The organism is Rhodoferax sp. U2-2l (assembly GCF_020594515.1).
Taxonomy (GTDB): domain Bacteria; phylum Pseudomonadota; class Gammaproteobacteria; order Burkholderiales; family Burkholderiaceae_C; genus Rhodoferax.
Map to the genome: position 1 here is coordinate 22,306 of NZ_JAJCTH010000005.1, position 12,952 is coordinate 35,257.

Consider the following 12,952-nt stretch of genomic DNA (forward strand, 5'->3'; position numbering starts at 1 on the left):
CTCCTGAAGTTCAAAAAAAACCGGTCACGACAGCGGCGTGGTGGTGATGCCCCAAGTGCAATCAATAAACGTGCCATGCTGAAAATCAGCAAAACCTGTTTGATTTCAAGCACTTGACCACATTTTCCGATGTTTCAAAGATGCCATCAGGGTGGTAACTGCCAAATATGACACACTGGCAGTGCCCTGGCATACACTTGCTGTCACCTTGACCACCCCTTTTGCCCACGATGAAACCGCTGCCCGAGCTCATGTCTTTTCTGGAGGGTCTGCCAGAGCCTCACATCCTGTTCGACACGCACTACCGCATCCTGGCGGCCAATGCGGCGTACCGGCGGCAGTTCAGCCCCGACCGCGGGGTGGTGGGGCGCACCTGTTACGAGGTGTCGCACCACTTCAACATGCCGTGTGACCAGTCGGGCGAATCTTGCCCGCTGGTCAAGGCGCGCGAATCAGGCCAGCGTGAGCGTGTGTTACACCTGCACCACACGGCCAAGGGTGAGGAATACGTCAACATCGAGCTGGCCCCGCTGCTCAACGCCGACGACGAGCAGGCGTTTTTCGTCGAAAAAATGGAGTCGCTGCGCGTGGCAGAGGGCCAGTCCAAGGCGCAGGGGCTGATTGGGCGAAGCGCCACCTTCCAGCGGATGCTGACCATGGTGGCGCGGGTGGCGCCCTCGATGGCCACGGTGCTGCTGCTGGGTGAGTCGGGCACCGGCAAAGAGCTGGTGGCACGCGCCGTGCATGAGGCCAGCCCGCGCGCCGCCCGCGCCCTGGTGCCGGTGGACTGCTCCAGCTTGCCGGAGAACCTGTTTGAGTCGGAACTGTTTGGCCACGAGCGTGGCGCCTTCACCGGCGCCAACACCGCGCGCACCGGGCTGGTCGAAGCGGCCAGCGGCGGCACGCTGTTTCTGGACGAGGTGGGCGACATCCCGCTGACCATGCAGGTGAAGCTGTTGCGTCTGCTGGAAACCGGCACCTACCGGCGCGTGGGCAGCTCCGAGCAGCGCCACGCCGACATCCGCGTGGTATCGGCCACCCACCGCAACCTCGACGAAATGGTGGCCCAGGGCAAATTCCGCGAAGACCTGTATTACCGGCTGAGCACCTTCCCGATCCACCTGCCCGCCCTGCGCGAGCGCCGCGACGACATTGCCCTGCTGGCGCAGGCCCTGCTGCAACGGGTGACCGGGCCGCGCAAGCTCACACTCGGTGACAGCGCGCTGGCCTTGCTCAACAGGCAGAACTACCCCGGCAATGTGCGTGAACTGCGCAACCTGCTGGAACGCTCGGCGCTGTTGTGTGACGGCGATGTGCTGGAAGCATCCCATGTGGAACAGGCCTTGCTGTCTGGCCGACGACCGCGCCTGGGCACCGCTTTGCCCAACCCCATCGCCGGTTCATCAGGCGGCCACCTGTCCGGAACCGGCGCCGCGGTGCCCATGGCGTCGCCGGGGGCGCTGAAATCGGTGGAGCGCGCCGCGCTGCTGGACATGGTCCAACACCACACCGGCAGCCGGGCCGAACTGGCCGCCCAACTGGGCATCAGCGAGCGTTCGCTGTACCGCAAACTCAAGACCCTCCAACACACGCCATCGCCCTGACGCCTTCCAAGGGACGGTGAGGCGACCGGGCTGCGCAGGCCAGGAAAGCTCGCGCCCGAGAGCCTCTACCGGCTCATCTTGAACACCTTGACCGCGCGCACCAGCGTGTCGGCACGTGAGGTCAAGCCCTCGCAATCGGCGCTGGCCTGGTGTGCCAGATCGGCGTTTTGCTGGGTCACCTCATCCAGCAGATGCATGGCGTCACTGATCTGTGTCACCCCCACCGCTTCGTCCTGGGTGGCCCGGGTGATCTCGCCCAGTCGCGCCGTCACCTCGCGCACGGCATCGACCGCGGTGCGTATGGTGTCCGCCGCCACATCCACGGTCTGGCTGCCGCGTGACACCTGGTCGACCGAGTGCTGGATCAACCCGCGAATCTGTTGCGCCGCCTCGCTGCTGCGCCGCGCCAGCGCCCGCACCTCGGCCGCCACCACGGCGAAACCGCGGCCATGGTCCGCCGCGTGCGCCGCTTCCACCGCGGCGTTGAGCGCCAGCAGGTTGGTCTGGAAGGCCAGCTTTTCGATCACTTCAATGATCTCGGTGATGCGGTCCGACGAGGCCTCGATGGCATGCATGGAGGCCGACACCTGGTCAATCGCCCGTGCCCCCTCCGTGGCCATGGCGCTGGCGCTGCTGCTCAGACCCGCCAGCGCGTGGGCGGTATCGGCCGTGCGTTTCACGGTGTCGGCAATCTCGCGCACGGCGGCGGTGGTTTTTACCACCTCTTGGGCCTGCGTACCGGTGTGGCCGGACAGCGCCACACTGCCCTGGTGGATGTCTTGCGCGGCCTGGTTGGCCCCTTTGACCTCGGCACGCACATCGGCCACGATGGCGCGCATGTTGAGGTTGGTCAGCCACAAACGGCGCATCAAGGCGCCCAGCGGGCTGGTGCTGTCGTAATCAATATCACCGTCCAGATTGCAACCGGCCAGCTCGCCGGCCAAACCAGTGGCCCGATCCAGCGGCCGGGCCAGCGTGTGGTTGAACCAGGCCCAGAACATCGCCATGCCCAGCACCCCGCAGGCCAACTGCGCCAGGGCGACGGTGCTGGCCGCTTGCCCGGCCAGCACCCAGGCGGGCAGCAGCGTGACCAACAGCACCCCAAGCAAACCCACCGCCACACGCTGGCGCAGCGTGATCCGGTGCAAGCGCGCCGGCCAGTCACGCCAGCCCACGCGCCGCAGCTTGCCCGCGTGCAACTGCAGGCGGATCTTGCCGCTGGCGCGCTGGGCGTCCAGCAACGCGTAGGCCTGCTCCGCGGCCTGGATCTGCGCCCGCGTGGGTTTGAGCCGCACCGACATGTACGCGTGCGGTTTGCCGTTTTCCATGACCGGCGTGACATTGGCCAGCACCCAGTAGTGGTCCCCGTTTTTGCGCCGGTTTTTCACCACGCCAGACCACGGCCTGCCGCGCCCGATGGTGCCCCATAAATCCTTGAACGCCTCGGGCGGCACGTCCGGGTGGCGCACGATGTCATGGGGCTGGCCCAGCAGTTCGGCGTCAGCAAACCCGCTGGCTTGCACAAAGGCCTGGTTGCAATGGGTGATGATGCCTTTGGTGTCGGTGGTAGACACCAGTGTGACGCCGTCTTCCAGCTCAAACTCGCGCTGGGTCACAGGGAGATTTATTTTCATTTTTGAGGACCACGCATCAACGACAAAACCACCGATGCTAGCGATCCGTCCACGTGCAGATTTGCCCCATATCAACTGTCCGCCACATTGCCGCATCACGCTTGAACTTTGCGGCTGAATGGCCACACAAGCTCAAACAGGGTGCATTGGGCACCTGGTATTCAATGACACATCAGGTCTGCAGCCCACGCCCAAAACGGGCTGACAGCGGTCAACCTCATGGCGAGGACGTTTGCGGGGTGTAGCGGAACGCGCTCAGGTCATAGCCCTGCGCGGTGGCGATCGCCAGCGCGGCCTGCACCTCGGGCTGCGGCAGTTGCGGGGTGCGCGACAGCAACCACAGGTATTTGCGGTTGGGCGTGGCCACCAGCGCCCAGCGGTAGTCCGGGTCCAGCCCGATCACCCAGTAATCGGCCTTGAAAGGCCAGAAAAAAGACACCTTCAAGCGGCTGTTGGCGTACCCCGGAACGACGGTGGCCCGGCCAGTGGCTTCATCCATACCGTCGGCGGTGCGGCAGCGATTCACGACGGTCAACGAGACCCCGTCTGGCGCCAAACCGTACTGCGCACTGGTGTCGGCCACGCAATTGCGCTGAAAAAACAGCGGCAGGCTGCCGATTTCAAACCACTGGCCCAGGTAGCGCTGCAAGTCCACCGCCGCCACGCTGACCACATCCGCCGGTGCCGGGGGTGCTGCGTGCGTTGGCCAGGCGCTCGCGCCAAAGAGGCAAGCCGCCAAGGTCATTTTGTACAACATGTGTGATTCCTGATTGACATGAGAGCCCAAGCCCCCCACGCGGATGCTGCCACAGACAGGGGACTCGTTAGGTGCGTCATCGAACAGACCCCAGGGCGCACAGGTGCCACCATACAGACTCATTCAACACCCGAGAGGCTTTCATGACCCACGCCATCGCCCCCTTTCAACTGGACACCGTGCGCCGGGACGCGCGTCAGCACATCGAACAAGGCGCCGTCACGGCGGGCTACACAGCCGACCTCCCTGCTGTGGTGATGATGCTCAACGAAGCACTGGCGACCGAACTGGTGTGTGTGCTGCGTTACCGCCGCCACCATTTCATGGCCCGTGGCATCCATTCCCAGGCAGTAGCCGCCGAGTTTTTGACCCACGCCAACGAAGAACTGGGCCATGCCGACCAGCTGGCCACACGCATCGTGCAGCTCGGCGGTGAGCCGGACTTCTCGCCCAGCACCCTGCTCAGTCGCAGCCATGCCGAGTATGTGGAAGGTGACAACCTGGCCGACATGATCACTGAAAACCTGATCGCCGAGCGCATTGCCATCGACAGCTACCGCCACGGCATCGCCATGCTGGCGGACCAGGACCCGACCACCCGGCGCCTGCTGGAGTCGATCCTGGCCATGGAAGAAGAACACGCCGATGACCTGGCCGACCTGTTGCAACACCTGCCCCCAACCGCTACCACTACCCAAGACAAGGAAACATCATGAGCATTGGCACCATTCTTCTGATCGTGCTGGTCCTGCTGCTGATCGGCGTCATTCCCAGCTGGCCGCACAGCCGTAGCTGGGGCTACGGTCCCAGCGGCGGCATCGGGCTGGTGGTTCTGATCCTGATCATCTTGCTGGTAATGGGCCGAATCTGACCCGTTGGCTGACCGGGCGCGCGCTCAGTCAAACGGCGGCGCCTCGGGCTTGACCACCGGCTTGCCCGCAGCAGCCCAGGCATCGAACCCGCCTGCGATCGACTGCACGTCCAGGTAACCCATGTCCTGCAGGGCGCTGGCGGCCAACGCGGCGCGACCGCTGGTTTTGCAGTACAGCACGATCTTCAGATCCCGCGGTTGCAGCGCCGGGTTGGCGCTGAACTTGAACTCCAGCAGACCACGCGACACATGGATGGCGCCAGCCAGGTGCCCGGCCGCAAATTCATCGGCCTCGCGCACATCCACCAGCACATCGGCCGCGGTGATGGCCTGTTTGGCGTCGGCCAAGGCCACCTCACGCACGCGGGTTTTGGCGGCGGCGACCAGGTCATGGGCTGTTTTCAATCTGTTTCTCCTGAGTAAGTTAGGTTCACATCCATCGCTACGGGACCTTGTGGCATGGCATCTGCCGGGCGATTGTGCGCATATTTTGCGCCCCGCCCAGCGGGTCACCACAGCCAGGCCCTAGTGGCCTGGGCCTTCGGACAGAATGATCTCACCCGGCCAGTACGTTGCCAGCCGCCTGGGTCATGGCGCTGCCACTGTTGATGAACACAAACAACTCACCTGCCTGGGCAGACACGGCCGCAGCGAACAAGACGGTCGCCAAAAATGCCGATTTTTTCATGCAAACTCCTGGGGAAGATAGACCTTTGGAAAAGACCAAAAGGACTATCTCATAGACCCCGCAAGGTGACGGTGACTCAAGTCACCCCGGGGTTGGCGCGGCAGGCATTCGCCTCAAACTGCCGCGCTCAAGGCGCTGGCTCAGCGCGCCAGCGCGGCGCGTAGATCGGCCTCGGTAGTGACAAAACGGATGCTTTTGAGCAGACCTTGATCCAGTTCGATCAGGGTCACCGCATCGGGCTGGCGCGGCCAGCCCGCCAGCGTGGTGTCGTCCATCGACACGCCAATCGGGTACGACATGTCACGCAGCACGGGCAAGGCGAAGGTGCGGGTGATGAAGCCGGGCATCTTGCTCATGTCGGCCAGGTACACCGCATTTTTTTGGGTCAGCTGGTCTTTGGGCAGGGCTTCCAACACCGCCTGCACCAGGTTGGAGGCCTGGCGGCCTGCGGCAAACAGCACCAGCCGGGTGCCGGGCGCGATGTGCCACGGCTTGTCATGCTGGTCTTTGAGGTTCAGCGTGGGCAAGGGCTGGCCCAGTGCCACTGGTGCGGCCGCTTGGGCGAGCGCCAGCGCGGGCAAACCCAACACCAGCAGGAGCACCAGGGCCCACAGGCGGTTCAAAACACGGCGCATGGGCCAGATCATCAGGTGTGAGGCGTTCGTCATGGGTAGCTTTCAGGCAGGTGTACCAAAATTTTCCGGCATCTGAATCGCCACGATTTCACCCCGGGCGGTGGCCACGCCATCGGCGTAGACGGTGGCCTCCACCACCACTTTGCGGCCCTTGATCTCTTTGACGCGGCCCCGAATTTCCAGCGTGACGTTGATCGGCGTGGGCTTCAAATAATCCACATGCAGTGAGCCGGTGACAAAGCGAAACGATGGCTTGGTGTCCATCTCGCGCCCTTCCTGGCGGTACATCGCTGCCGACGCCGTGCCGGTGCCGTGGCAGTCGATCAGCGAGGCCAGCAAGCCGCCATAGGTGTAACCCGGCACCGCCGTGTGGTACGGCTCGGGCGTGAAGCGCGTCACGGTCTCATCCCCGTCCCAATAGGTCTTGATGCGGTGGCCATGGTCGTTGTTGGCACCGCAACCATAACAATGCGACAGGTTGTCGGGGTAGTACTCTTGAAAGGCTTTCATGCGGTCTCCGGTCGAAATGGTGATCTGTTTAGAACTTACCCAGCGTGGCATGCGCTGACCTCCAGGCCCAGCCATCGGCTGCCAGACGGCTGGCCAAGATGCCCTGCACGCCCTGAGTTTAGGCGGCTGTCGCCTGCCACAGCTGACCAGAATTTAAATGCGAGTCATTCTTATTTAGAACTAGAATGCTCCCATCGTCCGGTCTGCGCAGCTGACCGTCGGCTTCCAAGCCAGCCTCATTTGGAGATTTGTATGTGCTACCTGTCTATCCAACAAGAGACACCGGCGCTCGGTGACGTCAACACGCCCGAACCCGCGGCCACCCACGCCAGCCAGTCGCCCAGCCCGGGCTCACGCCGACACAGGCTGTGGGAACTGGAAAGCCGCGCGCACTGCCCGGTGGTTGGCATTTGCCTGCCGACGCCGGTGCTCAGGCGGGTCGTCAACAAAGTGTTTCGCGGCCACAACGTTGACACCGAGTACACCCTGCACGCTGGCGCAGTCAGCCAGTGCAGCAGTCGCACACCGCTGGCTGAGGGCATGCAACGCGAGCTGGAGCAACGCTACGCCACCGCCATTCGGCAGGCAAGCCGACACAAATCCGGGGAGGCCTTGCAGGCGTGGTGGGGGGCGTCCTGGACAACCGATCTTCCCGGCACCCTCTGGGCCACACTGACCCACCCGCGTTGCACACCGGAACTGCAGCGCCAGGTGCTCGGTGAGGTGCACATGCTGCAACACCAACTGGGTGCCACGCAGCGCGCTGATAACCAGCGTCTGGCGGCCCTGCTGGATGAAAACGCCGTACTGACCAACGAACTGGCCCGCATCCAGGCGCGCAACACCCAGTGCGCACGAGACCGTGCCAGCCAGGCTGCGCTGCAACAGTCATTGATCCAACAGCTTCGCGCTGACCTGGTCAGCCGCGATACGCGACTGGGCGCGCTGCAGGAACAGTTGCAAGCCCTTGAGGCCGCCGTGCCCGACCTGGCCTGCCGCTTCCAACAGGCTCAGGAACTCACGTTGCAAACCGAGCGCATTCACGCGCTGGAGCGCGCCCTGCTGCTGACGCAACAGGAAAACGAACGCCTGGCTCGCCTGGTGGAGGCGCAGGCGGCCGAACTCAGACGCCGGGACAACCCAGCCGATGGCCAACACGACCCCTTGACCTCCGCCGCGATCGCGCCGACACCCCTGGTTGACCGCGCCGTGCTGTGTGTGGGCGGGCGCACTGCCAGCGTGCCGCTGTACCGCCACATCATTGAGCGCACCGGTGGGCGCTTCATGCACCACGATGGCGGCGAAGAAGAAAGCCTGACCAAACTGGACACCACGCTGGCCGCTGCCGACCTGGTGATCTGCCAGACCGGCTGCATCAGCCACAACGCTTATTGGCGCGTCAAGGACCATTGCAAACGCACCGGCAAGCCATGCGTGTTTGTCGACAACCCCGGCTCTGCCAGCCTGAAGCGGGCCTTGACAGAACTGCGCCAGCCCAGCTTGAGCTGAGCCGCCGGGCCTTGGGGCTCAGGCCTTGAAAGGCTCCATCTCACCGGGGCGACGCAGCATCTTGTTGACTTCGTCCAGGTGCAGCTCTTCCTGAACAATCATTTCGCGCGCATATTCCTCCAGCAGCACCGAGCTGCCCTCGGCAATCTTCAACAGAGCGTAATAAGCGTTGAGTGCAGCTTGTTCGTGGGACAGACTCTCACGCAGGATGTCACCGGTGTCATGCTGTTCGGTCTCCAGCAGAGCACCAATTTTGAGCGACGGGTGCCCGCCCATCAGTGTGACCAGTTCCCCCGCCTTGTGGGCGTGGTCGAGGCTCTCGGTGGCATTGGCCTTGAGCCACGACACGATCGGAATGCGGTTGAAGCCGTACACCATCAGCGAGTAATGCGTGTAGCGCACCACACCGGCCAATTCCAGCTCCATGATGTGGTTCAAGGCATCAATCGCTGCCTGGGTTTTTGTGTTGTCCATGAGATGGCTCCAGTAAAAAAGTTAAAACATCCGGGAAAACTTCTGTGCAGCTGCGTGGTCCAGCCACCTTGATTCTGTGCTATTTCGTCAAAATCAGCTTGCCCAACTTGGTGACCTGCAAACGGTAAATCACACCCTCATGCTCGATGGACACCGACTTGTGCCCGCGCAGCACCGCGGTGCTGGGCAGCGGTTCGGGCGCGCTCCGGTTGGCCCCGATGGCGGCCCGCGTGTCCAGGGCAAACGTCGCGACACCTTGGCGGCTGGTGGCGCCTGGCTGAGCGGCGCTCATGGGCCGGGCTCGGTGATAAAACCAATCTTGCGCAAGCCGGCCTGCTGCGCGCTGGCCATCACCTTGGCGACATGTTCATAACGCACCGCCTTGTCACCCCGGATGTGCAGCTCGGGCTGGGGCTCACGCGCCGCCTCAGCCTGCAGCAAGCCCGCCAGCGCGGAGACCTCCACCGGCGCTTCGTTCCAGAAATACAGGCCCTGCGCATCCACGCTCAAGCGCACGGTCTGCGGCTGGATGACTTGCGGCTGGTTCTTGGCCACCGGCAGGTCCACGTTGACCGAATGTTTCATCACCGGAATGGTGATGATGAAGATGATCAGCAGCACCAGCATGACGTCCACCAGCGGGGTCATGTTGATCTCGCTCATCACCTCATCGGCGTCAGGCTGGGTTCCAAAAGCCATGCTCAGGCTCCTTTTTTCATCATGACCACAGCGCTGTTACCGGGCGAATTCACCCGCGCACCGGTGACAAAGTAGGCGTGCAAGTCATGCGAGAAGCTGCCCAGCTTGTTCAAGATGGCCTTGTTGCCGCGCACCAGCGCGTTGTAGCCCAGCACAGCGGGAATGGCCACCGCCAGCCCCAGCGCGGTCATGATCAGCGCCTCACCCACCGGGCCGGCCACCTTGTCGATGGTCGACTGGCCCGACAGCCCGATGCTGAGCAACGCGTGGTAAATGCCCCAAACCGTGCCAAACAGCCCGACAAATGGCGCGGTGGAACCCACTGACGCAAGAATCGCCAGTCCCGATTGCAGCCGGGCGGTGAACTCGTCCATGGCGTTGCGCAGGCAGCGGGTGACCCAGTCGCTCACGTCCAGGCTGTCGTGCAGGTGGGCCTTGCTGTTGCGGTGGTGTGCGGTGGCCTCACGGCCTTCCAGGGCGATCTGGCGAAACGGATCGGTGGCGTCCGCGCCGAGCTTGTCCAGCGCGGACGCAAAGTCTTCGCTGTGCCAGAAGTCAGCGGCCTGGCGGGCGTGTTTTTTGTATTTGAGAAGGTCCAGCGTCTTGAGCGCGATCACGATCCAACTCGCCAAAGACATCACCAGCAGCAGCACCGCCACCCCTTTGGTGACCCAATCACCCTGCGTCCAGACGTTGACCATCCCGAATTGCGATTCCATAAACAAAGCTCCAAAAAATTACTCAAGCACCCAATTGATGGGCACGTTAAAAGACATGGCGGTGGGTACGCCGTTACGCTTGCCGGGCACGTAGCGCCAGCGCATCACCGCCGTCAAAGCGGCCTGATCCAGTGCAGCAAAACCGCTGGACTTGACCAGCCGCGCACTCACCGGCGCACCATCAATGCCGATCAGCACGCTGTGGATTACCACCCCCTGCTCACCACGGCGCTTGCTGCTGCTGGGGTACACCGGCTTGGGGTTTTGCAGGTAGTCGGCATCGCTGGAGGGCAGCTCCACACTGGGCGCTGCCGGCAGCACAGGCACCGCTTGAACCACCGGTGCGGTCACCGCGGCCAGGGGCACGGGGGGTGCAGCTTGCACCGCCCAGGCCTCTGGGGCAGCACTGTCCTGTTGCACAGCCAGCGGCGGTGTCACCGTGGGCAGGCTGGGCGCCTTGGGTTGAACCATCGGCCGCTTGACCTCCTGCGGCGGTGCTGGCGGCGGCGCTACCTTGGGCGCAGGCGGCTCGATGAACTCGCTGAGCATCTGGACCGGCACCACCTGTTCCACCACCCGCTTGAGCAGACCACTTTGCAGCCCCCACAACAACAAGGCATGAAACAGCAGCACATAAAGCACCACCACAAAGGTGCGGCGGTCCTGCGCGGTCATCAACAGCCAGATGTTGCGGCGTTGCAGCACCGACTTCACTTGCGCAGCACCCAGGCGGTGGCCGCCATCACCATGACCGCGCTGCCACCCAGGATGAAAAATGTGTTCATTGTTTGCCCCTTTGAAGTTGAAAACAACCCTATTTTAAACGCGAATTGTTCGCATTACGGATGAATGATGCCTGCAAATCGTCTGACTTTCTGCTTTCTGAGCCGTCAGCCCGCAGCCTGGCAGATGGCAGCCGTGATGTGCCGGGACACGCAACGGACCTGGCCAGGAACAACAGCCAACCATGACGACGACTGAACCTCACGTGGACGCTGCCGTCCGACATGCCTCTGATGCGCCCTCGGGCGTAAACAGGCAGTCCGCCGTCACCTCGGCCAGCGTGGCGCAACCACACAGGGCCATGGCGATCTCCAGCTCGTCGCGCAGCAGACGCAGCACATGGGCCACCCCCATCGCACCGGCGTTGGCCAGCGCGTAGATATAGGGGCGGCCAATCAGCACCGCGTTGGCGCCCAGGGCGATGGCCTTGAGCACATCGGTGCCACGACGAATACCGCCATCCACCAGCAGCGGGACATCGGCCCCCAGCGCCTGGCGGATACGTGGCAACACGGCGGCGGTGCTGGGTGCGGTGTCCAAAGTGCGCCCGCCGTGGTTGGAAACCACCAGCCCGGCCACACCGAGTTGCATGGCCTGGCGGGCGTCCGCTGGGTGCATCACCCCTTTCAGCAGCACCGGCAAGCGGGTGCGGGACAACAGCCACTCGATATCGGCCCAGGTGGTGGCACTGCGCAACAACCCGTCAAACAAGGCACTTTGACCCAAGGCCAAGCTGGCTTGGGTTTCGGGCACCAAGCCCGCCAGATTGACGGCCGACACGCCTGGCGGCAGTCGAAACCCGGCGCGGCGCTCACGGTCACGCGCACCGTTCACCGGTGCATCCACGGTGATCACCAGCGCCTCATACTCGGCTGCTTCAGCGCGTTGCACCAATTCCAGGTTAAAGGCGGGGTCATGCGTCAGATACAACTGAAACCACAACGGACCGCGGTCCGGGTCGCCCGCGACCGCCTGGGCCACGGTTTCCAGCGGCAGACTGGCCTGGGTGCTCAGTACCAGCCCGGCCTGTTGCGCGGAGGCGGCGCAAGCCGTGGCCAGTTCACCGTCGGGGTGCGCCATGCGTTGGTACGCCACGGGTGCCAGAAAAATCGGATGGGCCAGCGTGCGCCCCAGCAAGGGCACACGGGTGTGCCCGCCTGCCAGCTTGCGCAAAATGCGCGGCTGCAACAACTGGCCTTGCCACGCGGTCTGGTTGTTTTGCAAGGTGATTTCGTCAGCGGCGCCACCACTGAAGTAGGCCCAGGCGTTGGCATCGAGCCGGGTGCGGGCCAGCGCCTCGTGGTCTGCCAAAGTCACCACGCCGGACGGCGTATTTGCCGCGGTGCAGGCCGCGGGCGACGCTGAAGTTGGTGCGGCCACGCTCATGTATCCGCCCACATGCGCAGCAGGTTGTGGTAGACGCCAGTGAGTGCGGTGGTCTCGTCGCCCTCACCGTGTTGCTGGCGCAAGCGCAGCAAATTCATGTCCAGCTCAAACAGCAGGCGGCGCTGCTCGTCGCTGCGCACCATGCTTTCCACCCAGAAAAAGCAGGCGATGCGCTGACCACGCGTGACCGGTTTGACTTGGTGCAGGCTGGTGCCGGGGTACAACACGGCGTGGCCAGCGGGCAGCTTGACCGCTTGCTCGCCATAGGTGTCGGCGATGGTCAACTCGCCACCGTCGTAATCCGCCGGGTCGTTCAGGAACACCGTGCACGACACATCGGTGCGCACCTTTTGCCCGTTGGGCAGCGCGCGGATGGCGTTGTCGATGTGGTTGCCGTAGTAATTGGCATCGCCGCCATAACAGTTGATACGCGGCGTGAACACACGTTTGGGCAAGGCCGCAGAGAAAAACGTGGTGCTGCGATCCAGCCCGCGCAGCACCAGTGCGCGTATCTGCTGCGCGGCTTCACAGTCGTGTGGCAGCTGCAGGTTGTTTTTGACCTGCGCCGCCTGGGGGCCAGCGCTGGCGCGCCCATCGGTCCAGGGGGCACGGGCCAGCAGCGCGGTGGCGCCTTGGATCTCATCGGGCGTCAGGATGTTGGGAAGCGTCAGCAACATAGGCGA

At 63.6% G+C, this 12,952-nt stretch carries 17 protein-coding genes; 4 read left to right on the top strand and 13 right to left on the bottom strand.

Annotation, left to right across the window (positions count from 1 at the left end):
* Nucleotides 1-230: 230 nt before the first annotated feature.
* The gene (locus LHU53_RS05950; protein ID WP_227331291.1) at nucleotides 231-1,604 is read left to right on the top strand and encodes a sigma-54-dependent Fis family transcriptional regulator; all 1,374 of its coding nucleotides are present in this window, start codon (nucleotides 231-233) and stop codon (nucleotides 1,602-1,604) included.
* 65 nt (nucleotides 1,605-1,669) lie between these two features.
* Here LHU53_RS05950 and LHU53_RS05955 read toward each other — a convergent pair whose 3' ends face one another.
* Both LHU53_RS05955 and LHU53_RS05960 read right to left on the bottom strand, forming a co-directional pair.
* Nucleotides 1,670-3,238, bottom strand: coding sequence for a PAS domain-containing methyl-accepting chemotaxis protein (locus LHU53_RS05955; protein WP_227331293.1), 1,569 nt, complete (start codon nucleotides 3,236-3,238; stop codon nucleotides 1,670-1,672).
* Nucleotides 3,239-3,455: 217 nt separating this feature from the next.
* Entirely contained in the window at nucleotides 3,456-3,995 is a 540-nt protein-coding gene (locus tag LHU53_RS05960) for a lipocalin family protein (RefSeq protein WP_227331295.1), read from the bottom strand.
* 143 nt (nucleotides 3,996-4,138) lie between these two features.
* On the opposite strand from LHU53_RS05960, the gene LHU53_RS05965 reads away from it, so the two are divergent.
* Both LHU53_RS05965 and LHU53_RS05970 read left to right on the top strand, forming a co-directional pair.
* Complete coding sequence (locus LHU53_RS05965; RefSeq protein ID WP_227331297.1) at nucleotides 4,139-4,711, top strand: bacterioferritin; 573 nt, start codon at nucleotides 4,139-4,141, stop codon at nucleotides 4,709-4,711.
* Entirely contained in the window at nucleotides 4,708-4,866 is a 159-nt protein-coding gene (locus tag LHU53_RS05970; protein ID WP_227331299.1) for a DUF3309 family protein, read from the top strand. The genes LHU53_RS05965 and LHU53_RS05970 overlap by 4 nt, the downstream gene beginning before the upstream one ends.
* Nucleotides 4,867-4,890: 24 nt before the next feature.
* Here the strand turns inward: LHU53_RS05970 and LHU53_RS05975 are convergent, their stop codons facing one another.
* From LHU53_RS05975 to LHU53_RS05985, 4 genes are all read right to left on the bottom strand, one after another.
* Nucleotides 4,891-5,271, bottom strand: coding sequence for a rhodanese-like domain-containing protein (locus LHU53_RS05975; protein ID WP_227331300.1), 381 nt, complete (start codon nucleotides 5,269-5,271; stop codon nucleotides 4,891-4,893).
* Nucleotides 5,272-5,422: 151 nt separating this feature from the next.
* Entirely contained in the window at nucleotides 5,423-5,554 is a 132-nt protein-coding gene (locus LHU53_RS19675; protein WP_255631935.1) for a hypothetical protein, read from the bottom strand.
* A gap of 140 nt (nucleotides 5,555-5,694) precedes the next feature.
* Nucleotides 5,695-6,222, bottom strand: a complete 528-nt coding sequence (locus LHU53_RS05980) for a hypothetical protein (protein ID WP_227331302.1) — start codon at nucleotides 6,220-6,222, stop codon at nucleotides 5,695-5,697.
* A 9-nt stretch (nucleotides 6,223-6,231) separates the two neighbouring features.
* On the bottom strand, nucleotides 6,232-6,699 hold the full coding sequence (locus LHU53_RS05985; RefSeq protein WP_227331304.1) for a PaaI family thioesterase: 468 nt from the start codon (nucleotides 6,697-6,699) through the stop codon (nucleotides 6,232-6,234).
* Between the two features lie 252 nt (nucleotides 6,700-6,951).
* On the opposite strand from LHU53_RS05985, the gene LHU53_RS05990 reads away from it, so the two are divergent.
* Nucleotides 6,952-8,208 carry a DUF2325 domain-containing protein gene (locus LHU53_RS05990; RefSeq protein ID WP_227331305.1) on the top strand — a complete coding sequence of 419 codons (1,257 nt, stop codon included), beginning with the start codon at nucleotides 6,952-6,954 and terminating at the stop codon, nucleotides 8,206-8,208.
* Nucleotides 8,209-8,226: 18 nt separating this feature from the next.
* Here LHU53_RS05990 and LHU53_RS05995 read toward each other — a convergent pair whose 3' ends face one another.
* From LHU53_RS05995 to LHU53_RS06025, 7 genes are all read right to left on the bottom strand, one after another.
* Nucleotides 8,227-8,682, bottom strand: a complete 456-nt coding sequence (locus LHU53_RS05995; protein WP_227331307.1) for a bacterioferritin — start codon at nucleotides 8,680-8,682, stop codon at nucleotides 8,227-8,229.
* 79 nt (nucleotides 8,683-8,761) lie between these two features.
* Entirely contained in the window at nucleotides 8,762-8,974 is a 213-nt protein-coding gene (locus LHU53_RS06000) for a hemin uptake protein HemP (RefSeq protein ID WP_227331309.1), read from the bottom strand.
* The gene (locus LHU53_RS06005; protein ID WP_227331311.1) at nucleotides 8,971-9,381 is read right to left on the bottom strand and encodes a biopolymer transporter ExbD; all 411 of its coding nucleotides are present in this window, start codon (nucleotides 9,379-9,381) and stop codon (nucleotides 8,971-8,973) included. The genes LHU53_RS06000 and LHU53_RS06005 overlap by 4 nt, the downstream gene beginning before the upstream one ends.
* Before the next feature lie 2 nt (nucleotides 9,382-9,383).
* Entirely contained in the window at nucleotides 9,384-10,100 is a 717-nt protein-coding gene (locus LHU53_RS06010) for a MotA/TolQ/ExbB proton channel family protein (protein ID WP_227331312.1), read from the bottom strand.
* Nucleotides 10,101-10,118: 18 nt separating this feature from the next.
* Nucleotides 10,119-10,814 (bottom strand): energy transducer TonB, encoded by a 696-nt coding sequence (locus LHU53_RS06015; protein ID WP_227331314.1) that lies wholly within the window; start codon nucleotides 10,812-10,814, stop codon nucleotides 10,119-10,121.
* 270 nt (nucleotides 10,815-11,084) lie between these two features.
* Entirely contained in the window at nucleotides 11,085-12,269 is a 1,185-nt protein-coding gene (locus LHU53_RS06020; RefSeq protein WP_227331316.1) for an alpha-hydroxy acid oxidase, read from the bottom strand.
* Nucleotides 12,266-12,946 carry a Fe2+-dependent dioxygenase gene (locus LHU53_RS06025; RefSeq protein ID WP_227331318.1) on the bottom strand — a complete coding sequence of 227 codons (681 nt, stop codon included), beginning with the start codon at nucleotides 12,944-12,946 and terminating at the stop codon, nucleotides 12,266-12,268. Before LHU53_RS06025 ends, LHU53_RS06020 begins: the two co-directional genes overlap by 4 nt.
* Nucleotides 12,947-12,952 lie beyond the last annotated feature (6 nt).